The organism is Rhodococcus gannanensis (assembly GCF_042681175.1).
GTDB lineage: Bacteria > Actinomycetota > Actinomycetes > Mycobacteriales > Mycobacteriaceae > Rhodococcus_G > Rhodococcus_G gannanensis.
On record NZ_JBHUFB010000020.1, the window covers coordinates 177016 to 200400 of the forward strand.

The window sequence follows — 23385 nt, forward strand, 5'->3', positions numbered from 1 at the left end:
CCAGCCCGTACTCCGCCTGCATCCACACCAGACGATTCACGATCGCCCCGTGCGACACCGCCACACCCTTCGGACGACCCGTCGAACCCGACGTGAAGATCACGTAGGCCGTGTTCCCGGGGCGCAACGCGCCGCGCTCGGACTCTGCGACCCGAGCATCCGAGAACTCCGACAGATCAACGGAATCGATGCACAGGACAGACCTGTCCCCTGCACCGTCGACACCGTCACGCGACGTGGACAGCACCACCACCGGCCGCGCCGTGTCCAGGATGTGCCCGATCCGGTCCGCCGGCTGGTCGGGATCGACCGGCACGTACGCACCACCCGCCGCCTGCACCGCGTACACCGCGACCATCAGGTCCAGCGACCGCCGGATTGCGACGGCGACGAGCGACTCCGCATCGACTCCCCGGGAAATCAACAGCCGTGCAAGGCGATTGACACGCGAGGCGAACTCACGGTAGGTCAGCGACTCGCCCTCGAAGCTCAGCGCAACCGAGTCCGGGGTGCGCTTCACCTGCTGCTCGAACATCGAGACCAGCGTGTCCCCGGGCACCGCGTGCGCGGTCGCGTTCCACCCCTCGACGACGAGTGCCCGCTCCTCCACCGACAGCAGATCCAGGTCGCGGACCCGATCCGCTGCACCCGCGGTCAGGAACTGTTCGAAGAAGCGCAGGAACCGCGAATGATGCTTCGCCGCTTCGTCATCCGTGTAGAGGTTCGGGTTAGTCTCGAAGTCGACGTGTGTCCGCGCGCCGCCGACGCTCTGGTAGAAGTTGACCGCGAGATCTTCGACCGTTCCGGTGGACAGGACGTGGAACTCGCCGAGGACGGGGCCGAGCGAGACCTCGTCGTGGAACAGCATGATGTTGACCAGCGGACCCAGCAGGTCGCGCTGCACGCCGGACGTGGAGCCGTCGCCCGCCGCGGCCGAGTCGCGCCTGATGTCCTCGTGCCGGTAACGCTGATGCCGGAGGGCACCGGCGACCGCGGTCGCCACCGAGGCGAGGAGTTCCGCGACCGTCGTGGTCTCGGCAATGCGGAGACGGAGCGGGACGACGTTCGAGAGCATGCCGCCCGAGTTGCGCATGATGGCGGTGGTACGAGCCGTGACCGGCAGGGAGAGGATGACCTCGTCCTTGCCTGTGGCCTGCGCGAGGTATGCCGCGAAGGCGGCGATCAGCAGACCCGACGGGGAGGACGAGTGCAGGCGAACGGCCTCGTCGAGTGCCACCGTGACATCCGCGGACAGTGCGGCGCTCGCGATCCCGTTGACGGTCGCGGGCGCGGCGGTCCGGGCCACCAGGCTGGTGCCCTCTTCCATGCCGGCGACCTGCTGGGCCCAGTACTCACGGTCGGACGCGAATCGCGTGCTGTCGCGGTACGACATCTCCGACTCGTAGAGGCTGCGCAGGGTCCACACCTTGCCGGGGCGGATCGCCTGGTCCTCGAGGAGCGCGGTGTACACCTCGGCGACGCGGTTCATGTAGGTCATCGCGCCGAAGCCGTCGAGCGCGATGTGGTGGACGCGGTTGTACCAGAAGTAGCGCTCGTCCTCGATACGGATCAGTGCGCCCGCGATGAGACGGTCCTCGAGGAGATCGAGCGGGACGGCGAAGTCTGCACGCATCCAGGCGAGCGATGCGGCAACCGGATCCGCCTCGTCGCGCAGGTCGAGAATCTTGACCTCGTCCTCGATCGTGCGGTCGACGACCTGGTGGGGGACACCGTCGATCTCGGTGATCCGCAGGTATCCGGTTTCGATCTCCTGGGAGGCGATGATGCACGCCTGCTGCATCACTGCAGCGTTGATGCGCCCCCGGAGGTCGACGTACTGTGCGATGTTGATCGGAACCTCGGGGTCGACATGCTGCGCGTACCACATGCCGAGCTGAGCCGGCGAGAGTGGGAAAACATCGATCTGCTCGACACCTTCGGCCTGCACTGTGCGGTCGAAGTCGGTGCTGTCGAATCCTTCGATGGCGGTCAACACATACCCCTGATTCCGGAACGGTTCACTTGTTCCCACGGACATCTCGACATCGCGGGCACACGACAACGAACACAGCTCGCACGGATCGGGTTGAGCGAGTCGAGATGGATTACGTCAGTAATGAAGCCGAATACGGCTGATGTACACGCGCGCTGGCCGACGCGAGGGCGAATCGGTCAGCGCGTCCGACTCCACCGAAGAGTCGATCGCGGGCGCCGGGTCGGCGGCGAGGCGGCACCGTCACCGGCGTTCGACACGCGTACGGCAACGGCGGTCGTGGTGGAACACAGCAGATGGTGTCCGTCATTCCATTGTGTGCTCACAGATCGCCCTCCCGAAAGACAATCACTCCGCCCACCGGGCGGTCCAACAAACCACGACGGAAGCGGTTTGCCTCCTGTCGCTGGAGGCAACTTACCCCGATGACCACCCCGGGCGAGGCTGATTGACAACATCCTCCGACAAGCGTCCAACTCTTGCTCGTTCGAACGAACAGACTGCCACGTGGGCGACGACGTCGCACCCGACATGATGCATGTTTCCCCAGGTCGAGGGGATAGCACGGCAGCAGGACCCAGCTCCGACACCGATCACAAAACGATTATGGCCAGGTCACAATTCGTGACCTGGCCTAATCGGTATGAAGTTGTCTGGAGGTTTGCGGTGACGAGCCGACCTCGTCGGTCAGGCCCGGTACCCGTCCGTTCCGGCACGCGTGACAACGATGTTCGGGACGACGGCCTTCGACGACAGGCGCAGGAGCGAGTCCACCAGTTCGACGATGTCGCCGACCTCGATCATCGACTCGGCCGCGATCCGATCCTTGATCCACGCGCTCATGTCGGTGTCGACGTACGCAGGCGAGATCGCCGTCGCGGTGACTCCCCGCCCCGACTCCTCGGCGTTGAACGTGGACACGAGCGACACCAGCGCCGCCTTCGTCGCGCCGTACACGCCGAGTTGGGCCTCCGAGTACACACCGGTGATCGACGACAGCGCAACCACCTTGGCGCCACGACCGGGATTCGCCGCCGCACCGGCGCGTAGCAGCGGGAGGCATTCCTGCAGGAGCTGAACCGGTGCGCGCAGGTTCACGGCGACCGTCTTGTCGAACCGCCGCATCGGGAACTCCCCGATCTCCCCCGCCGTGCCGACGCCCGCGTTGACGATCAGCGCGTCCATCGCACCGAACTCCGCCGTGTGCCGCTGCGCGAGCTGCCCGACGGCATCCGGATCCGCCAGGTCGCCCGCCACCGCCACCACCCGGGGCGCGCCCGCCGCCTTGAGGGTGTCGGCGACCTCGGCGAGCCGCTGCTCGTCGCGGGCCGACAGGGTCAGCGAATACCCCTGTGCAGCAAGGCTGCTGGCGATCCCGAAGCCGATGCCACGGGACGCCCCGGTGACCAGTGCGCTCTTGTCGGTCATGCCGATGCTCCTGCCAGGACCCGAAGGCCCGCTGCCATGAATTCGCCGGTGGCCTCCGCGGCCCGCTCGGCGCCGCTACCCGCGTCGGACCCCTGGCGCGCGCGATGCGTGATGCCCTCGCCGATCACGCCGAGCTTGAAGTTCGCCAGTGCCAGGTAGAAGTTCCAGTCCCCGAGATCGCGGCCGGACGCCGTCGCGTACGTCTGCGCGAGTTCGTCGGGCGACGGCAGACGCGGGCTGGTCCACGCCGCCTGCGAACCGAGCACGAGGTCGAACACCGGGGTGCGGTACACGCACATCAGCGCCGCGTCGGTCAGCGGATCACCGAGTGTCGACATCTCCCAGTCCACGACCGCCTTCACCGTCGAGGCGTCGCCGGAGTCGAGGATCGTGTTGTCGATCCGGAAGTCGCCGTGCACGATCGAGGCCGCGGACGACTCGGGAATCGACTCGGCGAGCCGGGCGTGCAGACGGGCGACGTCGGGCAGCTCGCGGGTCTTCACCCGATCCCACTGACCGGCCCACAGCTTCACCTGGCGCGCGACGAATCCGTCGGGCCTGCCGAACTCGCCGAGACCGACCGCGTTGTGGTCGACGGAGTGCAGGTCCGCGAGCACCCGGACCAGAGCGTGGGTCGAGTCGCGAACCTCGGCGTCGGACAGCGCCGCGAGATCGTCCTGGTCGCGCACGACCCGGCCCTCCACGAACTCGACGACGGTCATCTGCGCGCCCAGCGCGGTGCCCTCCTCGTCGAAGGCGACGGTCCGCGCCACCGGGACGGCGGAGTCCTGCAGCGCGCTGGTCACGCGGAACTCACGCGCCATGTCGTGTGCCGACGGCGTCAGTCCGCTGGTCGGCGGGCGACGCACGATCCACGTCTGCTTCGCGTCCGAGGCCTTGAACGTCAGGTTCGAGCGGCCACCGCTCACCAAGTCGACGGTCAGGTCGCCGTCGACGTCGACACCGCTGTCGACGAGGAACGTGCGCAGTGCCGCGACGTCCATTCCGGGAAGGCTCATCACGACTCCCGCTGCGCGCGCTTGGCGGCACCGACCACGCGCTTGGCGAGTGCCCAGCGGTGCACCTCGGACGGACCGTCGTACACGCGGAACGGCCGGACCTCACGCGACAGGCGGGCCAGCGGGAGATCGCCGGAGACACCCATGCCGCCGCACATCTGGACGCTGCGGTCGACGATCCGGAAGATCGCCTCGGCGGCGAAGGTCTTGGCGATCGCCGTCGAGTTGGCCGCCTTGTCGCCCTGGTCGAGTTCCCAGCACGCGCGGGTCAGCAGGGCTCGGGTGGCGGCGATGTCGATCTCGTTGTCCGCGACCATCTGCTGGACCATGCCGAGGTCGCCGAGCTTCCCGCCGAACGCCTCGCGCCTGGCCACGTAGTCCACGGCGACGTCGTGACCGCGGCGAGCGGCACCCAGCCAGCGCATCACGTGAGTCATGCGGGCGGGGCCGAGGCGGACCTGGGCGTACTCGAAGCCGCGGTCGACCTCGCCGAGAACGGCACTGTCGGGGACGAACAGATCCTCGAAGTCGACCTCGCAGTGACCGCCCAGCATGGACTTGTCCAGGGTGTCGATGTGCCGGCCGACGCGGATCCCGGCGGCATCGGCGGGCGTGAGGAACATGGTCGCGCCACCGCGGTCGCCGGGCTCGCCTGCGGTGCGGGCGAAGATGATGAAGAAGCCTGCACCGTCTGCGCCGGTGATGAACCACTTCTTGCCGTTGATGCGCCAGCCACCATCGACCTTCGATGCCCGGGTTGAGAGTGCAGAGGGATCCGCACCCGCACCGGGGGCCGGCTCGGTCATCGCGAAGGCGGAGCGCACGTCACCGGCGGCGAGCGGCGCGAGGTACTGCTCCTTCTGCTCGGGATCGGCGATGTGCGCGAGCATGTGGACGTTGCCCTCGTCGGGTGCCGCGATGTTCAGTGCGGTCGGACCGAACAGGGAGTATCCGGCCTCCTCGAAGACGGGTGCACGGTCCGACATGTTCAGGCCGTGGCCGCCGTACTCGATCGGCGCGTGGGGCGCGAACACACCGGCATCCCGTGCCGCCTGCTGCAGCTTCACCCGGATCTCGTCGCCACCGGCGACGGCGATGTCGCCGCCGTGCGCGTCCTCGATCGGCAGCACGTGGTCCCGGGTGAACGCGCGGGTCCGCTCGATCAGCGACTCCACCTCGGGCGAATAGGACAGGTCGATAGCCACGGATACTCTCCTCCGTCGTGACTTCCGAGCGATCGCTCGGACTGTCCGCCAGGTTGCCACAGCCGTCGCCGCCCGGTCAACATCACTATTTACTAGACGATATACACAACGTCAGCACCCTTCGTGCATGTTCAGGCCACCTGATGTCATCATTGTGTTCAGCTATACTGAACACGTTCGGAGCGGTGCGGTCCAGTAGGCCGCCTGCCGACGAGAGGGGACCGGAAATCGACAAGCAGGACATCCCTGCGGCGATCCGAGCCGCACGCGCCGAGGCGGGACTGACCGTGCGCGACCTGGCTCGGCGCCTCGGCGTGAGCCCTGCAACCGTCAGCGCCGTCGAGAACGGCCGCACGGGGGTGAGCGTCGACCGGATCCGCGACATCGCCGACGCTCTCGGCACGACCGCCGCGCGACTGCTCGGCGAACAGGTCGAGCCCGCTCCCCGACACGACCCTCCTCGTGCGGTGACCGACACCGCCGTCGACCGTCCGGCGGGAGCGCACTGGCGGGACTTCCCGCCGCTCGAGATCGACGCCGTCCTCGCGGCGGCGATCGACGCGTTCGTCGAGACGGGGTACCACGGCGCCACCGTTCGCGCCGTGGCGCAACGAGCCGGGATGAGCGTTCCCGGCGTGTACCACCACTACCGGGACAAGCAGGCACTGCTGGTGCGGGCACTCGACATCACGATGGACGAGCTGCACTGGCGGATCCGGGCCGCCCGGGACGAGGGCGCGGGCACCGTCGAGCGCGTCGCCCTGATGGTGGAGGCCCTGGCGCTGTACCACACGCACCGTCGCGAACTCGCGTTCATCGGAGCCAGCGAGATGCGGAGCATCGAGGAGCCGGACCGAACGCGAATCACCGCTTCCCGCAACGAGATCCAGTACCTCCTGGACGACGGGATCGACGCCGCGGTGCGATCCGGCGATCTGAGCACTCCTCATCCGCGTGACGCGGGCCGCGCCATCGCGACGATGTGCACGTCCCTCCCCCAGTGGTTCCGCGCCGACGGCCCCTCGACGCCCGAACAGATCGCCACCGAGTACGCCGAGTTCGCCCTCGACCTCCTCGGTCGGACGTCGACGCGGTGAATCCGGCGCCGCGGCGCCCGAAGCAAGACGAGAAAGGCGGGGTCTCGCCGCAGACGGTCGTGCCGTCGGCCGCGAGACCCCGCCCGTGATCGCAGGGTGCTCAGGAGCGCGGGGTACCCGCCATCGTCGAATTGGGGCGAGCCTGCGCGACCAGGGCGGGGATGACCTCGCCGAGCTCCGCCGGATCCCAGCGGGCGTCCTTGGACACGCCCGGGCCGGCGACCCAGGTCTCGGCGACGCTGATCGAGCCGCCGTGGACGTTGAACACCCGGCCGGTGACGCCCTGGGACTCGGGCGAGCCGAGCCACACGACGGTGGGCGAGATGTTCTCCGGAGCGGAGGCGTCGAATCCGGTGCGCGCCTTCTCCGCCTCGGCCGCGGCGACGAACCCGTCGAGGCCGGCGGTCATCTGGGTCAGTGCGGTCGGGGCGATCGCGTTGACCGTCACACCGAGGCGAGCGAGTTCGTCGGCGAGGATCACCGTGAACGCGGCGATGCCCGCCTTCGCCGCACCGTAGTTCGTCTGGCCGAGGTTTCCGTACAGACCGGACGGCGACGAGGTGTTGATGATGCGCGGGTTCGCGACCGGGGTTCCGGCCTTGTGCTGCTCGCGCCAGTACGAGGCGGCGTGCTGCGAGGGCGCGAACGTTCCGCGCAGGTGCACGCGCATGACGTCGTCCCACTGGTCGACCGTCATGTTCACGAACATCTTGTCGCGCAGGATGCCGGCGTTGTTGACCAGGACGTGCAGCGTGCCGAACTCCTCGATGGCGGTGCGGACCAGCCGGCCGGCGCCCTCGAAGTCGGAGATGTCGTCCTTGTTCGCGACGGCTTCGCCGCCGAGCGCCTTGATCTCGGCGACCACGTCCTCGGCGGGACCGAGGTCGTTCACGACGACCTTCGCGCCCTGCCTGGCGAATTCCAGCGCGTGCTGCCGACCGATGCCGCCCGCGGCTCCGGTCACGATGACCACGCGTCCGTCGTTGATGCCCATCCCTGCACACTCCCAGTTCGGTGACGTCTCGGGCCGACTGTCGGCCGACGTCACCGTACAAGAGCGGCGGCGGGAATCGGGGTCGCGTGCACGGGGCGTTCGACCGAGATCGACGAAATCGGTTGTGCATGATACACATCGTGTGTATCGTGCACACGATTGCAAGGTACATCCACCATCCCCGAGGAGGTTGCCGTGAGCGCCGACGAGGCTCGCGCGACCCGCCTAATGCTCCCCGCCCTCGCGTTCGCGGGCATCGTCGTGTCCCTGATGCAGACGCTCGTGGTCCCCCTCGTCCACACCCTGCCGACCCTCCTCGACACGTCCCCGGCGGCCGCATCCTGGGTGGTGACGTCCACCCTGCTCACCGCGGCGGTCGTCACCCCGATCGCCGGCAGGCTCGGCGACATGATCGGCAAACGCCGAATGATCCTCGTCTCCATGGGCTTCCTCGTCGCCGGGTCCGTGGTGTGCGCGCTGAGCAGCACCGTCGTCCCCGTCGTCATCGGACGCGCACTGCAGGGCGCGTCGACCGGTGCGATCGCGCTCGGGATCAGCATCCTGCGCGACGAGCTCCCGAGGGAGAAGGTCGCGTCGGCGATCTCGGTGATGAGTTCGACGATGGGCGTCGGCGGTGCCATCGGACTGCCGCTCGCCGCCTGGACCGCACAGAACTACAGCTGGCACGCGCTGTTCTGGGCCGCCGCCGCACTCGGCAGCCTGGTCGTCGTGGCCGTCGTCCTCGCGGTCCCCGAGTCGTCGGTGCGCCGACCGGGACGATTCGACCTGCCGGGCGCAATCGGCCTCGCCGTGGCTCTGGTGCTCCTGTTGCTCGCGCTGACCCAGGGCGCGGGATGGGGGTGGACGAGCGCACTCACCCTCGGACTGGCCGCAGCGTCGCTCGTCGTCTTCCTGCTCTGGGGACTCGTGGAGCTGCGCACCCCGCAACCGCTCGTCGACCTGCGGGTGTCGGCGTCACGCACCGTGCTGCTGACCAACGCGGCGTCGGTGCTCGTCGGCTTCGCGATGTACGCGACGGCGCTGACGATCCCGCAGCTGCTGCAGTCCCCGCCGGAAACCGGCTACGGACTCGGGCAGTCGATGGTGACCGCCGGGCTGGTGATGGCACCCAGCGGAATCGTGATGATGCTGCTCTCCCCTGTCTCGGCCCGGATCACCGGACGCCGGGGCCCACGCACCACACTCGTCGTCGGCATCGTCGTGATCGCGTCCGGCTACCTCGTCGGCGCCGTCGCGATGCACCACATCTGGCAACTCGTCGTCGTGAGCACCGTGATCGGTGCGGGCATCGGCATCGCCTACGCGGCGATGCCCGCACTCATCATGTCGGCGGTGCCGCTGCACGAGACCGGCGCGGCGAACGGGCTGAACTCGCTGATGCGCCTCGTCGGCACGTCGCTCGCCGCAGCCGTGATGACCGTCGTCCTCACGGGTTCCACCATGCAGCTCGGCACGACCGAGGTCCCGACGGAGGGTGCGTTCGTCGCCACCTTCCTGATCGGTGGTGCCGCGGCACTCCTCGCGCTCGTGGTCACGATCTTCATTCCCCGACGTGCCGCGTCACAGGACGACGCCGACGACGCCGCACTCGAGCCCAGCGCCGTCCCGTGACCAACGCGGGCCGGCCGACCACGACGACCGACCCGTTCCGGACCCCGGGTCCGCGCTCGAACAGCGCGTGAGCGCGGCACCGGGCCTACGATGACCGGGTGGCCCCCGACAACGGCGGGCGGGCTGCGAACCGAGCCCGACGTCGCACCGGAGCGACCGGCACGCACACCGTGCGGCCGGTTGGGTGGGCGATGGCCGGATGCGCGGCACTGACCGTGGTCGCGTGCTCGCAGTCGACACCCGACGAGGGTGTGGAGCTCATCGCGACCACCTCGATCGGCGACCAGCCGTGGACCGACCGCCTCCTGCCACCGCAGACACCGGTGACCGTCCCCGACGGTCCACCCGACACCGCCCTGCCCGACAGCGCGACCCCCGTCGTGACCGGCGACCGCGGCGGCCTCTACGGCGGCAGCCTCGAACGTCCCCTGTGCGACACCACCCGCCTGGCCGACACACTCGAGGGCGACCCGGCGAAGCTGAACGCCTGGTCGGGGGCGCAGGGCGTCAGTGACGCGCGGGGGTTCATCGCCTCCCTGACCCCGGTGCTGCTCCGCGCCGACATCCGGGTCACGAGTTACGGGTACGAGGACGGCCGTGCCCTGCCGCACGAAGCGGTGCTCGAATCGGGCACGATCGTCCTCATCGACGAGTACGGCGAACCCAAGGTCCGCTGCGCGCACGGTGATCCGCTGGATGGACCGTCGAACGGCGAGTCGGCCGACCCCGACGCAGTGCCGTGGCCCGGCTTCGACGTCGACCGGGTGATGCAGGTGCGGCCCGCCCTCGGTCCGATGGGCGCGGTCACCGTCGTGGACCTGACGACCGGTACGCTGACGACGGTGCCGGTGGGTTCCGGCGCGCTGCCGGGCCCGGCGACGACGTCGCCGTCCACCACACAGGACACGACGAACGCTCCCGTGGAGGCGGCACCGCGCCGCGCGCTCGCGGACACACCTGCCGCACCGGCACCGCCCCCACCCGCCCCCGAACCACCGCCGCCGGCTCCCGAGCCACCGCCCCCGGAGCCCGCGCCCGCCCCGGTCCAGGTGCCCCAGCCGCAGCCGGTCGCGCCGCCGCCGGAGATCCGGGTGGAGGTTCCCGGACTGCCCCCGCTGGTGATCCCGCTACCGAACTGAGCGCCGCGTCCGCGCACCCGAATCGAGCGTCCTCGCCCGTCGGGTGGCGGCGGGACAGGCCGCGCGAGGTGTCAGGACAGCACCTCGACCAGGGTCGTCTCGGGATCGGTGAGCATGACGCTCTCGATCGCGTCGAGATGCCTGCGCCAGAACTGCTGCGCCGCCACCGGATCACCCTCCCGCATCAGGCCGAGCAGCCGCAGGTAGGAGCGATGCGCCCGGCGCGAGGCGGGCTGCTCGAGATCGTCGGCCTTCGAGGCGATGAACAGGTCGTTGTGCGCATCGATGATGTGCACGAGCATGCCCGCCAGGACCGAGAGCGTCTGATTTCCCGCGAGGTCGATGAGCGCCTGGTGGACGTCGACGTCGTGCCGCGCGAACGCCTCCGCGTCCTCGAGCAGGTCCGCGCCGGTCTCGAGGAGTGCGGCAAAGGTGTCGAGTTCCGCGTCGTGAGCGCCGTCGGCGAGTGTCCCGACGGCGGTGACCTCCAACGATGCCCGCGCACGGTACACGTCGACCAGCGGGACGCCCTGGTACTGCAGCAGCAGTCCCGTGTAGCGCGCGGCACCGGACGAGTCGGGCGCGAGCACCCGGGCGCCGCCGTGCGCGCCCCGCAACACGGTGATGATGGACTCGGATTCGAGGATTCGGAACGCCTCACGCAGGGTCGGCCGCGACACGCCGAACTGCTCCATGAGCGCGGCCTCGTTGGGCAGCGGATCGCCAGCCTTCAGCTCACCCGTGATGATGCGGCGACGCAGACTCGCGGCCACCAGCTCGCCCGCCTTCGGAACCCGGACGACGGACGACTTCGCAACCACTCCGACCGCACCTCTCGCTGCTGTCCCGCCGAGCATCCACACCCACCGGGTTCGTTGCAGCAACCGTACAAGAGTTCAACTGATTGACCGATCGGCGTCCCGCCGCGACGTCGGGTTTCGCACTCGACTGCGCGCCATGAATCACAATCGCTCGATGGACCTCCGGATCGAACGCGCCGACTTCGCCGATCCTCGGCTGACCGACTTCGTGCGTGCGTACCTCGACGACGCCTCCACCGCACCCGACGAGAGCCGCCATGCCCTGGGCCACTCCGCGCTGGCGGGTCCCGATATCCGCCTGTGGGCCGTCCTATACGGCGACTCCATCGCGGCGATGGGCGCGCTCACGCAACTGGAGTCCGGCACTTGTGCGACGACGCCAGGGCACGCGGGACGACACGAATCTCGCTGGAGACCGGTTCGATGCCTTTCTCCGAACCCGCCCGCAGGCTGTTTCGGGAATTCGGCTTCGTCCCCTGCCGATCACCGCCGTCACGGCGACGCACGTTCCGTCCACGAGGTTCGTGGTGCGGAAACGCCCGCGGCGAGGCAACCGCTCGGCTGACGACTCAGGGTCGGCGGGCCGCGTACCAGGCGATCAGCTCGGGAGAGTCGACGGCGCTGCGGTCGACGACCCGGTCCGCGTCGGCGCCCTGCATGAGCCGTTTGACGGGGACCTCCAACTTCTTGCCCGTGCGGGTGTGCGGAATCCCGGGGGCCTCGATGATCGCGTCCGGCACGTGGCGGGGCGAGACGTCGTTCCGGATCGCCGCGGAGATCCGTTCGCGCAGCGCGTCGTCGAGGACCGCGCCGTCCGCGAGGAGCACGAACAACGGCATCCAGTAGCCGCCTCCGGGCTGCTCGACGCCGAGAACGAGCGCCTCCGCCACCTCGGGCAGCGCCTCGACGGCCTGATAGATGTCGGCGCTGCCCATGCGAACACCGTTGCGGTTCAGCGTGGAATCGGACCGGCCGTGCACGACCACGCTGCCGTGGTCGGTGATCGTGATCCAGTCACCGTGTCGCCACACGCCGGGATACACGTCGAAGTACGCGGCGCGGTACTTCTCGCCGTCGTCGTCGTTCCAGAAGCGCACGGGCATCGAGGGCATCGGGCGGGTCACGACGAGTTCGCCGACGTCGTCGCGCACGGGCCGCCCCTGCTCGTCGTAGGCGTCGAGTGCGACACCGAGGTACGGCACGGACAGTTCACCGGGCCATACCGGAACAGTCCGCACTCCCCCGGCGAACGCGGTGACCACATCGGTTCCGCCGCTGATCGAGAACACCGGCACCGACGCGCCCACGTTCTCCGCCAACCACAGCGACGACGACGCGGGCAGCGACGATCCGGTGATCCCGACGGCGCGGAGCGCACCAAGGTCGTGGTCGGCACCCGGGACCACCCCGGCCTTGGCGCAGGCGAGGACGTATCCCGGGCTGGTGCCGAGCATCGTCGCCCGATGCCGGGACGCCAACTCCCACAACGTGTCCGGTGCCGGGTACGCGGGGCTGCCGTCGTAGCAGACGATCGTGGCACCGACGAGCAGCGCGGCGACCTGGTAGTTCCACATCATCCAGCTGGGGCTGGTGTACCAGAAGAAGGTGTCGGTGGGGCCGATGTCGTTCTGCAGTGCCAGGGACTTCAGGTGTTCGAGCATCACGCCGCCGTGGCCGTGCACGATGCCCTTCGGCAGTCCGGTGGTGCCGCTGGAGAACACGACCCACAGCGGATGATCGAACGGGACGTCCACCGGGTCGATGGCGGCGTCGCCGGCGACGGCCTCCGCCCAGCACATCACCGCGCCGGGCTGCGCGAGGCCCTCCGGCACCGCCTCGCCCTCACCTCCGGGTGCTGCATCACCGAGTCGCTCGATCCGCACCGTCAGACGCAGATTCGGCAGGCCGGCCCGCACCCGGGCCACCTCGGCGTCCCGCCGGTGTGCCCTACCGCCGAAGCGGTAGCCGTCGGCGACGATCAGCGCGGCCGGATCGAGCTGGCCGAGCCGGCCGAGCGCGGCGGTCGCGGAATAGTCCTGTCCGCAGGCTGCCCACACGGCACCGAGACTCGCCGTCGCCAGGAATGCGACGACCGCCTCCGGGACGTTGGGGAGGTAGCCGACGACCCGATCGCCGACACCGATGCCGTGCGCCTTCAGAGTCGCGGCGAGGGCACCGACCTGTCGTCGCAGCTCCGCCCAGGACATCTCGACGTCGGCCGTGTCCTCGCCGGACGAGCGGATCGCGGGGTGCAGCCGGGTCTCGTGGCGCAACGCCTGCCGGACGTAGTTCACGCGGGCGTCCGGGAACCAGCGGGCTCCGGGCATCGAGTCGTCGGCCAGCGCCGCACCGGGCGGCGTCGGGGACTGCACCTCGAAGTACTCCCACACGGCCTGCCAGAAGTCGTCGAGGTCGTCGACGGACCACCGCCACAGCGCCTGGTAGTCCGCCAGGGTGACGCCGCAGCGGCCCTGGACCCAGGACGTGAAGTCGGTGAGACGCGCTTCCTCGACGTCCTCTCCCGACGGAACCCACTGCGGCTCCACCATCTCAGCTGACCTCCTGATCACCCGCCCTGCGCACGATCTGCTCCGCGTGCCGGAACACAGGGGCATCCACCATTTTGCCTTCGAAGGTGAAGACACCGCGCTCGGCACCCGCCGCGGACAGCAACCGGCGGGCCCAGTCGAGGTCGGCGGGGTCCGGCGCGTACGCCGCACGCACCACGGCGACCTGGCTGGGATGGATGGACACCTTCACGTCGAATCCGACCGCGACGGCGTCGTCCGCTTCGGCCCGCAGCCCGTCGAGATCCTTGATGTTCAGGTAGACGGAGTCGAGCGCGAGCCGCCCGTACGACTTCGCCGCCAGCAGCGACGTCGACCGCACGTGCCGGGCGACGTCCCGGTAGGTGCCGTCGGCGCGGCGACTGCCGGTGCCGCCGAGCCCGGCGACCAGGTCCTCGGCGCCCCACATCACCGCGATCGCGTTGGACACCTGCGCCGACTCGGCGACGGTCAGCGCACCGAGCGGCGACTCGATCAGCGCGATCACGTCACGGGGCGCGAGCGAGCGCACCTGGTCGGCGGACTCGCACTTGGGCAGCATCACCCGCGGGTACCGGGTCTGCCCCAGCGCCTCGAGGTCGAGCCGCTGGTCGTCGGTGCCGTGCGGGTTGATCCGAACGACCGTGCGCTCCGGATCGAGCGGGGTGTCGATCAGGGCTTTCCGGGCGGCGGCCCGGTCCGCCGCCGCGACCCCGTCCTCCAGATCGAGGATCACGACGTCGGCGGCTGCTGCCGCCTTCGCGAACCTCTCGGGCCGATCCGCGGGGCAGAACAGCCAGGCCGGTCCGGCCGGTTCCCACGCCGCGCGTGTCTCCGTCATCTCACTCCCCCTTCGGGCGCTGCGCGCCGTCGTCCACTGCGCCCTGCGCACTGTCATCCAGTGGGCGCTTGCGCACCATGGTCTTCCGTATCGCCGTCGCGACCACGTCACCATGCTGGTTCCGCCCGGTGTGCGCAAGGGTCACGATGCCCTCCCCCGGCCGGCTCTTCGACTCCCGCTTCTCGAGGATCTCGGTCTCCGCGTACAGGGTGTCGCCGTGGAACAGCGGCTTCGGGAAGGTGATCTCGGAGAAGCCGAGGTTGCCGACGATCGTGCCCTGCGTGAGCTGGGTGATGGACAGACCGACGATGGTGGACAGCGTGAACATCGAGTTCACCAGGCGGGCGTTGAACGGCGGCAACTCGTCGGAGAACGCGGCGTCGAGGTGCAGCGCCTGGGTGTTCATCGTCAGCGTCGTGAACAGGACGTTGTCGGCCTCGGTGACGGTGCGGCCGGGCCGGTGCTCGTACACGACGCCGGTCTCGAACTCCTCGAACCACAGGCCCCGCTGGACGATTCGCCTGACGTCGCTCACAGCCCGGCCTCCCGCGCGATCAGCATCAGCTGCACCTCGGTGGTGCCCTCACCGATCTCGAGGATCTTGCTGTCGCGGTAGTGCCGCGCCACGGCGTACTCGTTCATGAACCCGTAGCCGCCGAAGATCTGGGTGGCGTCGCGGGCGTTGTCCATCGCGGCCTCGCTGGCGACGAGCTTCGCGATCGACGCCTGCTTCTTGAACGGCTTGCCCGACAACATGAGCGCCGCCGCGTCGTAGTAGGCGGTGCGCGCGGTGTGGGCCCGGGCCTCCATCCGCGCGATCTTGAACGCGATCGCCTGGTTCGATCCGATCGGGCGGCCGAACGCCTCCCGCTCCTTGGCGTACTTCACGGATTCGTCCACGCAGCCCTGCGCCGCGCCGACGGACAGCGCCGCGATGGCGATGCGGCCCTCGTCGAGGATGCGCAGGAAGTTCGCGTAGCCGCGACCCCGCTCGCCGAGCAGGTTCTCCCGCGGAACACGCACGTCGTCGAAGGACAGCGGGTGCGTGTCGGAGGCGTTCCAGCCGACCTTGTTGTAGGCCGGCTCGGCCGTGAATCCCGGCGTGCTGGTGGGCACCAGGATCGTGGAGATCTCCTTCTTGCCGTTCGCCGCGGTCCCGGTGACGGCGGTGACGGTGACCAGCCTCGTGATGTCGGTGCCGGAGTTGGTGATGAACTGCTTGTTGCCGTTGATCACCCAGCTGTCGCCGTCCTCGCGGGCGGTGGTGCGGGTGCCGCCCGCGTCGCTGCCGGCGCCGGGCTCGGTGAGGCCGAAGGCGGCGAGGTTCTTGCCGCTGGTCAGCTGCGGCAGCCACTCCTGCTTCTGCGCCTCGTTGCCGAAGCGGTACACCGGCATCGCACCGAGGGAGACTCCCGCCTCCAGGGTGATGGCGACCGACTGGTCGACCTTGCCGAGTTCCTCGAGCGCCAGGCACAGCGCGAAGTAGTCGCCGCCCTGTCCCCCGTACTCCTCGGGGAACGGCAGGCCGAACAGCCCGAGGTCGGCCATCCCGTCGACCACCTCGTACGGGAAGGTGTGGTTGGCGTCGTGCTCGGCGGCGACGGGCGCCACCACCGACTGCGCGAAGTCGCGGACGGTCTTGGCGAGCTGCGCGTACTCGTCGGGCAGCGCCCCGGTGGAGAGGTAGTCGGTCATGGCTGGTCGCCCTTCTCGGTGCTGTTGTTCTCGATGTCGTCGGTGGCCGCCTCGGCCGGAATCACGCGGGCCAGCAGCTGGTCGACCTTCACCTGATCGCCCGCGGCGACGAGGATCTCGACGGTGCCGTCGATCGGCGCGGTGAGGGCGTGCTCCATCTTCATCGCCTCCACCACCACGATCGTGGTGCCCGCCGTCACGGCGGCGCCGGACTCGGCTCCGACCGCGATGACGGCGCCCGGCATCGGGCTGGTGAGCTCGGCCTCCCCGGCATGGGCGTCGCCGGTGCGGACGTTGACCTCTGCGACCTCTCGGACCATTGCCGTCCCGGAGGGCGAGGCCAGCCAGAGGTGCCCGTCGTGGGCGGCGACGTGGTAGGTGTCGCTGCGGCCGTCGATCACCACGCGGAGCACGTCTCCGTCCAGTGAGGCCGTCAGGGAAAGTGTTTCGCCGTCCTCGAGGGTGACGGTCGCCGCGGCCGGGTGACCCGTGATGCGCACGTGCTCGGCGCGGGTCGCGGTCGCCAGCCGGAAGCTGGTGGGTGCGGGAGCTCCGACGCGCCAGCCGGACGGGACCGCCCACGGGTCGGCCGAGGCACCCGCCCACAGGCCCAGCCACCGGTATACACCGGCCGCGACGATCTGGTCGTCGGTCGCTTCGGGCGCGACGTAGTCGCCGACCCGGCGATCGAGCAGGCCGGTGTCGAGATTGCCTGCGACCACGTCGGGGTCGGCGAGCAGGAATCGGGCGAAGTCGATGTTGGTGACGACGCCGAGCACCGCGGTCTCCGCGAGCGCCCGGTCGAGCCCGCGCAGCGCAGCGGCCCGGTCGGCGCCGTAGGCGATGACCTTCGACAGCATCGGGTCGTAGTCGGAGCCGACGACGGTGCCGACGCGCAGACCGGAATCGACCCGAACACCATCACGGTTCGGCTCGGAGAGGTCGACGACCGTGCCGCCCGTGGGCAGGAAGCCACGGCCCGGATCCTCGGCGTAGACGCGCGCCTCGATCGCGTGCCCGGTCAGCGTGACGTCGTCCTGCGCAATGGTCAGGGGTTCGCCGGCCGCGACCCGGACCTGCCACTCGACGAGGTCGATGCCGGTGACCATCTCGGTGACCGGGTGCTCCACCTGCAGGCGGGTGTTCATCTCCATGAAGAAGAACTCGTCGGGGCGGTCCGCGGACACGATGAACTCCACCGTGCCCGCGCCCGAATAGTCGACGCTGCGGGCGGTGTTGCAGGCGGCCTCACCGATCCGGGCGCGCGTGGCCTCGTCGAGCAGCGGCGACGGAGCCTCCTCGATCACCTTCTGGTGCCGACGCTGCAGACTGCACTCGCGCTCACCGAGGTGGATCACGTTGCCGTGCCCGTCGGCGAGGATCTGCACCTCGATGTGCCGCGGGCGCAACACGAATCGCTCCAGGAACAGAGTGTCGTCACCGAACGCGGACGCCGCCTCCCGGCGCGCGCTGACGAGTGCGGCGGGCAGGTCCGCGGGGTCCTCGACCATGCGCATGCCCTTGCCTCCGCCACCGGCCGACGGCTTGACCAGCACCGGGTAGCCGACCTCGGCGGCCGCGGCGATCAGCTCGGCGTCGGTGAGGCCCGGCTTCGCGATGCCGGGGACGACCGGCACGTCGAACGCAGCGACCGCGTTCTTGGCGGTGATCTTGTCGCCCATCACCTCGATCGCCCGCGCCGACGGCCCGAGGAACGCGATGCCCGCCTTGTCGAGTGCCGCCGCGAATGCCGCGTTCTCGGAAAGGAATCCGTAGCCGGGGTGCACGGCCTGCGCGCCGGTCCGCTCGGCCGCCGCGACCACCTTGTCGATGTCGAGGTAGCTCTCCCGCGCCGGTGCCGGGCCGAGCCGAACGGCGGTGTCCGCCTCCAGCACGTGGCGGGCGTCGGCGTCGGCGTCGCTGTACACGGCGACGGAGCGGATCCCCATTTCGCGCAGGGTCCGGATCACGCGGACGGCGATCTCGCCGCGGTTGGCGACCAGGACGGTGTGGAACAGGCCGCCACCGCCGGAGGCGTGAGTCGTTCCCGACTTCGGTTCGGTCGTGTCGTTCACAGTCATGTCACTCACATCCGGAAGACGCCGTAGGAGACCGGTTCGATCGGCGCGTTCGCGCACGCCGACAGTGCCAGTCCGAGAACAGTTCTGGTGTCCGCAGGGTCGATGACGCCGTCGTCCCACAACCGCGCGGTCGAGTAGTACGGGTTGCCCTGCGCCTCGTACTGGGCGCGGATCGCGTCCGGGTCGCTGCCGGAACCGACCGAGCCGAGCACCGACGCGGCCTGTTCGCCGCCCATCACGGAGATACGTGCGTTGGGCCACATCCACAGGAACCGCGGTGAGTACGCGCGCCCGCACATCGAGTAGTTGCCTGCACCGTACGAGCCGCCGATCACGACCGTCAGCTTCGGCACCCGCGCGCAGGCGACGGCGGTGACCATCTTGGCGCCGTGCTTGGCGATGCCGCCTGCCTCGTAGTCGCGGCCGACCATGAACCCGGCGATGTTCTGCAGGAACAGCAGCGGAACCGACCGCTTGTCGCACAGTTCGATGAAATGCGCGCCCTTCATAGCGGATTCGGCGAACAGCACGCCGTTGTTGGCGACGATGCCGACCGGGTGCCCATGGATCCGGGCGAAGCCGGTCACGAGGGACTTGCCGTACTCGGCCTTGAACTCCTGGAACTCTCCGCCGTCGACGACACGGGTGATGACCTCGTGCACGTCGTACGGGGTGCGCGGATCCGTCGGGACAACGTCGTAGAGCTCGGTCTGGTCGGCGACCGCGTCGACGGTCTCGGCCACGTCCCACGGCCGCGGCTCACGGGGCCCGAGGGTGGAGACGATGTTCCGGACGATCCGCAGCGCGTCCTGGTCGTCGGCGGCCAGGTGGTCGGTGACGCCGGAGACTTTCGAGTGCAGGTCACCGCCGCCGAGTTCCTCGGCCGTGACGACCTCACCGGTCGCGGCCTTCACCAGCGGCGGACCGCCGAGGAAGATGGTGCCCTGGTTCCGGACGATGACGGCCTCGTCGCTCATCGCGGGCACGTACGCACCGCCTGCGGTGCAGGAGCCCATCACGGACGCGATCTGCGCGATCCCCTTGGCGCTCATGGTGGCCTGGTTGTAGAAGATCCGGCCGAAGTGCTCGCGGTCGGGGAACACCTCGTCCTGCCTCGGCAGGAACGCGCCGCCCGAGTCGACGAGGTAGATGCACGGCAGGTTGTTCTGCAGCGCGATCTCCTGCGCCCGCAGGTGCTTCTTGACCGTCATCGGGTAGTAGGTGCCGCCCTTGACCGTCGCGTCGTTGGCGACGATCACGCACTCACGTCCGGACACCCGGCCGATGCCGACGATCATGCCCGCGCCGGGGCTCTCGTCGTCGTAGAGACCGTTCGCCGCGAGCGGCGAGAACTCGAGGAACGGGCTACCCGGATCGAGCAGCGTGTGCACCCGGTCCCGGGGCAGCAGCTTGCCGCGATCGACGTGTCGCTGCCGCGACTTCTCACTGCCACCGAGCGCGGCGACGGCGAGGCGTTCGCGCAGCTCGGCCACCAGCCTCTCGTGTTCGGCTCTGTTCTCGTCCCGGTCGAAACCCATCTCGCCGCCCGTCGTGTCGAGGCCACCGCGTGACCACCGAAGCAATTCGGTTAACTGCCAATAACCGAATTCAAGATAACTGTGATTAACTGAGTTGTCCATACCCCGTGGCCGAAGAGGTGACCCGCCGTGACCGCCGACGATGATCTACAGCAGCCGGCTCTCACACGCCGCGGCCAGGCCAAGGCCGACCGCCGCAGGCAGCTGCTCCAGTCCGCGGCCCGGCTCATCGCCGAGCGCGGCTACGCGGGCGTCCGCCTGGAGGACCTGGGCTCGGCCGTGGGAATCAGCGGTCCCGCCGTCTACCGGCACTTCTCCAACAAGGAGGCCCTGCTGGTCGAGCTGCTGGTGGACATCAGTGCGCGCCTGCTCGACGGGGGCACCGACGTCGTCGAGTCCACCCCCGACGCGGAGACGGCCCTCGCGGGCCTGGTCGAGTTCCACCTCGACTTCGCGCTCGACGAGTCCGACCTGATCCGCGTGCAGGACCGCGACCTCGCGTCGCTCCCCGAGAGTGCCCGGCGCCAGGTCCGCCAGTTCCAGCGCCGCTACGTCGAGCTGTGGGTGCAGGTCCTGCGCGAGATCGACCCCGAGCTGGGCGAGACCGACGCCCGCATCAAGGCCCACGCGACCTTCGGCCTGATCAACTCGACCCCGCACAGCGCGGCCCGCACCAGCCCCGCGCGTACCCGCGACGTCCTGCGGCGGATGACGTTCGCGGCACTCGCTCCAGGGGTGTAGACGCTCCGCACCTGTGCGCACTTCTGGTAGCGCCGACTACTGGAAAGGCGCACAGGCGGCGCAGCCGCATAGGGTCACGCGCATGACCGTTGCGAAGTCCGTGCTGCTGTTCGCCGTTGCCGCCCTGTTCGAGATCGGGGGCGCCTGGCTGGTGTGGCAGGGGGTGCGCGAGAACCGCGGATGGTTGTGGGCCGGGCTCGGTGTGATCGCGCTCGGTGTCTACGGATTCGTCGCGACCCTGCAACCGGACGCGAACTTCGGCCGCATCCTCGCGGCGTACGGCGGGGTGTTCGTGGCGGGTTCACTGGCCTGGGGGATGGTCGTCGACGGCTTCCGGCCCGACCGCTGGGACGTCCTCGGCGCCGTCGTGTGCCTCGCGGGCGTGGCCGTCATCATGTACGCCCCGCGCTGACCCGGCCCTCCGAGCCCGGACGGCGCCGTCGACGGCGAGCGCCACCGCGACGGCGACCGCGAACCACAATCCCTCCAGCCCGAGCGCGCGATGCACCAGTGCGCCGGCCACGACGCCCGACGACAACGACAGCCACAGTCCGCCGTACGCCACCCACCCCCACCGAGGCCCGCCACCCAGTGCATCGGCGATGGCCCGCCCGAACTTGACCAGGGTGCCCGTCACGTAGGTCAGGCCGAGCGCACTGCCGCTGCCGCGATCGAGCGCCGCGTTCTCGACTCCCATCGCCAGTGCGAGGGCCGCGACGACGAGCCCGTCGGCGACGGTGACGGACGCCGCGGCAACCGCGATCAACACCGCGACGGCAAAGGTCACGGATGCCTGACGCCACGTCTCCCACCGGTTCCCGACGAGCGATCCCGCGACCACGCCGACGACGAACAGGGCGATGATCCCGGCGCCGACCGCGGCGGTGTGCCAGTGCCCGTCGACGGCCGCGGTTCCCGTCCGGGTCGTGTTGCCGCTCATGAACGAGACGAAGAAGCCTCCGAGGACGATGTAGCCCATCGCGTCCACGAAACCGGCCAGAACGGCAAGAACCGACGCGACGGCAAGAGTCCTGCCGTCTACGCCGGTTCCCACTCCGTGACCCGCCCTCGTGCCGACAGCGAGACCCGATCGAGACCTATGTCTTGTTGCGGGTGAGCGAGGTGTAACCGAGGGTCAGGACCGCCGCTGCGGCGATACTGATGATCCAGCGCCACCAGTCGATTCCGGAGGTGTCGCCGGTGTCGCTGATCATGTCCCAGATCCAGTAGCCGATCAGGGCGCCCGCGATACCGAGGACGACGGTGATCACCCATCCCATTGCCTGCTTGCCCGGGATGACCAGGCGGGCCAGGACGCCGATGACCGCACCGAAGATGATGGTGCCGACGATATCCCAGAACATGATGGACTCCTCTCGTACCACAAGCACAATCGGACTGCGTACGACTTCGTCGCATTGATCGTGGCACGAATGTCGTCCGAACGGAACACATGCGTGTCCCGAGGTGTCGGCACCACCACCGTGTCGGCGTCTACTGCCCGTGGACGATCACACCGCGAATGTTCTTCCCGTTGCGCAGGTCCTCGTAGCCCTGGTTGACGTCCTCGAGGCGGTACTGCGTGGTGACGAGCTCGTCGAGCTTCAGCTGGCCCGCGTCGTAGAGACGGAGCAGCTTGACGATGTCGTACTGCGGATTCATCGACCCGAACAGCGACCCCTTGATCGTCTTCTGGTTCAGCGTCAGATCGCAGCCGGACACGTGCACCGTCAGTTTCTCGGGATTGGCGAGGCCGGTGATCACGACGGTTCCGCCCTTGCCGACGACCGCGGTGGCCGCGGACACCACGGCCTCGTCGACGGTGCCCACGAGGATCAACGCGGCGTCTGCGCCCTGACCCCAGGTCAGTTCGGCCACCTTCGCGGCGGCGCTCTCGGCGTCGGGGAAGGCGTGCGTCGCCCCGAACTTGAGGGCCGTCTCCCGCTTGAGGGGTACCGGATCCACCGCCACCACGTACTTGCAGCCGGCGCTGACCGCGCCCTGGATGGCGTTGATGCCGAGTCCGCCGATGCCGTAGACGACAGCGGTGTCCCCCGCCCTCAGGTTGCCCGCGTTCACGGCGGTGCCCCAGCCCGACGGGACGCCGCATCCGACCAGAACGGCCGTCTCGAGCGGCAGCCAGTCGTCGACCTTCACCACCGAGTGCTGCGAGATGGTCGCCCGTTCGGCGAACGTCCCGAGCATGCACATGGCGCCGAAATCCTTTCCTCCGGCGTGGAACCGGAAGGTTCCGTCGGGCATCGAGCCCTCGAGGATCGTGGCGCCCATGTCGCACAGGTTCTGACGTCCGGTCGAGCAGTAGCGGCAGGTGCCGCAGTTCGGGATGAAGCTGCACACGACGTGGTCGCCGGGCTTGACCTTGGTGACTCCGGGCCCGACCTCCTCGATGACGCCGGAACCCTCGTGGCCTCCGACGATCGGGTAGCGAGGCGGCAGGTCACCGTCGGTCAGGTGCAGGTCGGAGTGACAGAGCCCGGCCGCGGTGTACCGGATCAGGACCTCACCGGGCCCGGGGCCGTCGAGGTCGAGTTCCATGATCTCGAAGGGCTTTCCGGCCTCGAGCAGAACGGCTGCGGTGGTCTTCATGTGTTTCT

The 23385-nt window shown here is 69.4% G+C and carries 21 protein-coding genes; 6 read left to right on the top strand and 15 right to left on the bottom strand.

From position 1 onward, the window contains the following. From ACFSJG_RS21610 to ACFSJG_RS21625, 4 genes are all read right to left on the bottom strand, one after another. The coding region (locus ACFSJG_RS21610; protein WP_378487292.1) for a condensation domain-containing protein at positions 1 to 1993 on the bottom strand (1993 nt) is incomplete at its 3' end. A 687-nt stretch (positions 1994 to 2680) separates the two neighbouring features. After that, positions 2681 to 3421, bottom strand: coding sequence for an SDR family NAD(P)-dependent oxidoreductase (locus ACFSJG_RS21615; RefSeq protein ID WP_378487293.1), 741 nt, complete (start codon positions 3419 to 3421; stop codon positions 2681 to 2683). Then, entirely contained in the window at positions 3418 to 4440 is a 1023-nt protein-coding gene (locus ACFSJG_RS21620; RefSeq protein WP_378487294.1) for a phosphotransferase family protein, read from the bottom strand. The genes ACFSJG_RS21615 and ACFSJG_RS21620 overlap by 4 nt, the downstream gene beginning before the upstream one ends. After that, entirely contained in the window at positions 4440 to 5645 is a 1206-nt protein-coding gene (locus tag ACFSJG_RS21625) for an acyl-CoA dehydrogenase family protein (RefSeq protein ID WP_378487295.1), read from the bottom strand. The genes ACFSJG_RS21620 and ACFSJG_RS21625 overlap by 1 nt, the downstream gene beginning before the upstream one ends. Positions 5646 to 5830: 185 nt before the next feature. Here ACFSJG_RS21625 and ACFSJG_RS21630 point away from each other — a divergent pair, with 185 nt between their 5' ends. Next, positions 5831 to 6742, top strand: coding sequence for a TetR-type transcription factor C-terminal domain-containing protein (locus ACFSJG_RS21630; RefSeq protein WP_378487296.1), 912 nt, complete (start codon positions 5831 to 5833; stop codon positions 6740 to 6742). 100 nt (positions 6743 to 6842) lie between these two features. On the opposite strand, the gene ACFSJG_RS21635 is transcribed toward ACFSJG_RS21630, so the two are convergent. Further along, on the bottom strand, positions 6843 to 7736 hold the full coding sequence (locus ACFSJG_RS21635; RefSeq protein WP_378487297.1) for an SDR family oxidoreductase: 894 nt from the start codon (positions 7734 to 7736) through the stop codon (positions 6843 to 6845). A gap of 195 nt (positions 7737 to 7931) precedes the next feature. On the opposite strand from ACFSJG_RS21635, the gene ACFSJG_RS21640 reads away from it, so the two are divergent. Both ACFSJG_RS21640 and ACFSJG_RS21645 read left to right on the top strand, forming a co-directional pair. Continuing rightward, on the top strand, positions 7932 to 9368 hold the full coding sequence (locus ACFSJG_RS21640) for an MFS transporter (protein ID WP_378487298.1): 1437 nt from the start codon (positions 7932 to 7934) through the stop codon (positions 9366 to 9368). A 98-nt stretch (positions 9369 to 9466) separates the two neighbouring features. After that, positions 9467 to 10507, top strand: coding sequence for a DUF6777 domain-containing protein (locus ACFSJG_RS21645; protein WP_378487299.1), 1041 nt, complete (start codon positions 9467 to 9469; stop codon positions 10505 to 10507). 71 nt (positions 10508 to 10578) lie between these two features. Here the strand turns inward: ACFSJG_RS21645 and ACFSJG_RS21650 are convergent, their stop codons facing one another. After that, a complete protein-coding gene (locus tag ACFSJG_RS21650; protein WP_378487913.1) occupies positions 10579 to 11364 on the bottom strand; it encodes a FadR/GntR family transcriptional regulator in 786 nt (261 codons plus the stop codon). 100 nt (positions 11365 to 11464) lie between these two features. On the opposite strand from ACFSJG_RS21650, the gene ACFSJG_RS21655 reads away from it, so the two are divergent. Continuing rightward, on the top strand, positions 11465 to 11893 hold the full coding sequence (locus ACFSJG_RS21655; RefSeq protein ID WP_378487300.1) for a hypothetical protein: 429 nt from the start codon (positions 11465 to 11467) through the stop codon (positions 11891 to 11893). A gap of 4 nt (positions 11894 to 11897) precedes the next feature. On the opposite strand, the gene ACFSJG_RS21660 is transcribed toward ACFSJG_RS21655, so the two are convergent. Genes ACFSJG_RS21660 through ACFSJG_RS21685 form a run of 6 tightly spaced genes read right to left on the bottom strand, consistent with a single transcriptional unit; the run spans position 11898 to position 20029 of the window. Next, positions 11898 to 13877 carry an acetoacetate--CoA ligase gene (locus ACFSJG_RS21660; protein WP_378487301.1) on the bottom strand — a complete coding sequence of 660 codons (1980 nt, stop codon included), beginning with the start codon at positions 13875 to 13877 and terminating at the stop codon, positions 11898 to 11900. Between the two features lies 1 nt (position 13878). Beyond that, entirely contained in the window at positions 13879 to 14715 is an 837-nt protein-coding gene (locus ACFSJG_RS21665; RefSeq protein ID WP_378487302.1) for an HpcH/HpaI aldolase/citrate lyase family protein, read from the bottom strand. A 1-nt stretch (position 14716) separates the two neighbouring features. After that, positions 14717 to 15250, bottom strand: a complete 534-nt coding sequence (locus ACFSJG_RS21670) for a MaoC family dehydratase (RefSeq protein ID WP_378487303.1) — start codon at positions 15248 to 15250, stop codon at positions 14717 to 14719. Continuing rightward, complete coding sequence (locus tag ACFSJG_RS21675) at positions 15247 to 16410, bottom strand: acyl-CoA dehydrogenase family protein (protein WP_378487304.1); 1164 nt, start codon at positions 16408 to 16410, stop codon at positions 15247 to 15249. Before ACFSJG_RS21675 ends, ACFSJG_RS21670 begins: the two co-directional genes overlap by 4 nt. Beyond that, positions 16407 to 18491: an acetyl-CoA carboxylase biotin carboxylase subunit gene (locus tag ACFSJG_RS21680; protein WP_378487305.1), complete on the bottom strand. Its 2085-nt coding sequence runs from the start codon at positions 18489 to 18491 to the stop codon at positions 16407 to 16409. Before ACFSJG_RS21680 ends, ACFSJG_RS21675 begins: the two co-directional genes overlap by 4 nt. Before the next feature lie 5 nt (positions 18492 to 18496). Beyond that, positions 18497 to 20029 carry a carboxyl transferase domain-containing protein gene (locus tag ACFSJG_RS21685; protein ID WP_378487306.1) on the bottom strand — a complete coding sequence of 511 codons (1533 nt, stop codon included), beginning with the start codon at positions 20027 to 20029 and terminating at the stop codon, positions 18497 to 18499. Positions 20030 to 20158: 129 nt separating this feature from the next. On the opposite strand from ACFSJG_RS21685, the gene ACFSJG_RS21690 reads away from it, so the two are divergent. Together ACFSJG_RS21690 and ACFSJG_RS21695 are read left to right on the top strand one after the other, a co-directional pair. Beyond that, on the top strand, positions 20159 to 20770 hold the full coding sequence (locus ACFSJG_RS21690) for an SACE_7040 family transcriptional regulator (protein ID WP_378487307.1): 612 nt from the start codon (positions 20159 to 20161) through the stop codon (positions 20768 to 20770). An 82-nt stretch (positions 20771 to 20852) separates the two neighbouring features. Next, positions 20853 to 21182 carry a YnfA family protein gene (locus tag ACFSJG_RS21695; protein ID WP_378487308.1) on the top strand — a complete coding sequence of 110 codons (330 nt, stop codon included), beginning with the start codon at positions 20853 to 20855 and terminating at the stop codon, positions 21180 to 21182. Here the strand turns inward: ACFSJG_RS21695 and ACFSJG_RS21700 are convergent. The 3 genes from ACFSJG_RS21700 to ACFSJG_RS21710 form a co-directional block, all read right to left on the bottom strand. Further along, positions 21072 to 21824 (bottom strand): YoaK family protein, encoded by a 753-nt coding sequence (locus ACFSJG_RS21700; protein ID WP_378487309.1) that lies wholly within the window; start codon positions 21822 to 21824, stop codon positions 21072 to 21074. The genes ACFSJG_RS21695 and ACFSJG_RS21700 overlap by 111 nt on opposite strands. Before the next feature lie 43 nt (positions 21825 to 21867). Beyond that, complete coding sequence (locus ACFSJG_RS21705; protein ID WP_378487310.1) at positions 21868 to 22134, bottom strand: GlsB/YeaQ/YmgE family stress response membrane protein; 267 nt, start codon at positions 22132 to 22134, stop codon at positions 21868 to 21870. Between the two features lie 130 nt (positions 22135 to 22264). Then, a complete protein-coding gene (locus ACFSJG_RS21710) occupies positions 22265 to 23377 on the bottom strand; it encodes an NDMA-dependent alcohol dehydrogenase (RefSeq protein ID WP_378487311.1) in 1113 nt (370 codons plus the stop codon). Positions 23378 to 23385: the final 8 nt, after the last annotated feature.

Excerpts from the sequence above, each read along its gene's own strand:
- ACFSJG_RS21615 (WP_378487293.1), bottom strand. The coding sequence starts at position 3,421 with ATGACCGACAAGAGCGCACTGGTCACCGGGGCGTCCCGTGGCATCGGC.
- ACFSJG_RS21620 (WP_378487294.1), bottom strand. The coding sequence starts at position 4,440 with ATGAGCCTTCCCGGAATGGACGTCGCGGCACTGCGCACGTTCCTCGTC.
- ACFSJG_RS21635 (WP_378487297.1), bottom strand. The coding sequence starts at position 7,736 with ATGGGCATCAACGACGGACGCGTGGTCATCGTGACCGGAGCCGCGGGC.
- ACFSJG_RS21650 (WP_378487913.1), bottom strand. The coding sequence starts at position 11,364 with ATGCTCGGCGGGACAGCAGCGAGAGGTGCGGTCGGAGTGGTTGCGAAG.
- ACFSJG_RS21655 (WP_378487300.1), top strand. The coding sequence starts at position 11,465 with ATGAATCACAATCGCTCGATGGACCTCCGGATCGAACGCGCCGACTTC.
- ACFSJG_RS21660 (WP_378487301.1), bottom strand. The coding sequence starts at position 13,877 with ATGGTGGAGCCGCAGTGGGTTCCGTCGGGAGAGGACGTCGAGGAAGCG.
- ACFSJG_RS21665 (WP_378487302.1), bottom strand. The coding sequence starts at position 14,715 with ATGACGGAGACACGCGCGGCGTGGGAACCGGCCGGACCGGCCTGGCTG.
- ACFSJG_RS21675 (WP_378487304.1), bottom strand. The coding sequence starts at position 16,410 with ATGACCGACTACCTCTCCACCGGGGCGCTGCCCGACGAGTACGCGCAG.
- ACFSJG_RS21680 (WP_378487305.1), bottom strand. The coding sequence starts at position 18,491 with ATGACTGTGAACGACACGACCGAACCGAAGTCGGGAACGACTCACGCC.
- ACFSJG_RS21685 (WP_378487306.1), bottom strand. The coding sequence starts at position 20,029 with ATGGGTTTCGACCGGGACGAGAACAGAGCCGAACACGAGAGGCTGGTG.
- ACFSJG_RS21695 (WP_378487308.1), top strand. The coding sequence starts at position 20,853 with ATGACCGTTGCGAAGTCCGTGCTGCTGTTCGCCGTTGCCGCCCTGTTC.
- ACFSJG_RS21705 (WP_378487310.1), bottom strand. The coding sequence starts at position 22,134 with ATGTTCTGGGATATCGTCGGCACCATCATCTTCGGTGCGGTCATCGGC.
- ACFSJG_RS21710 (WP_378487311.1), bottom strand. The coding sequence starts at position 23,377 with ATGAAGACCACCGCAGCCGTTCTGCTCGAGGCCGGAAAGCCCTTCGAG.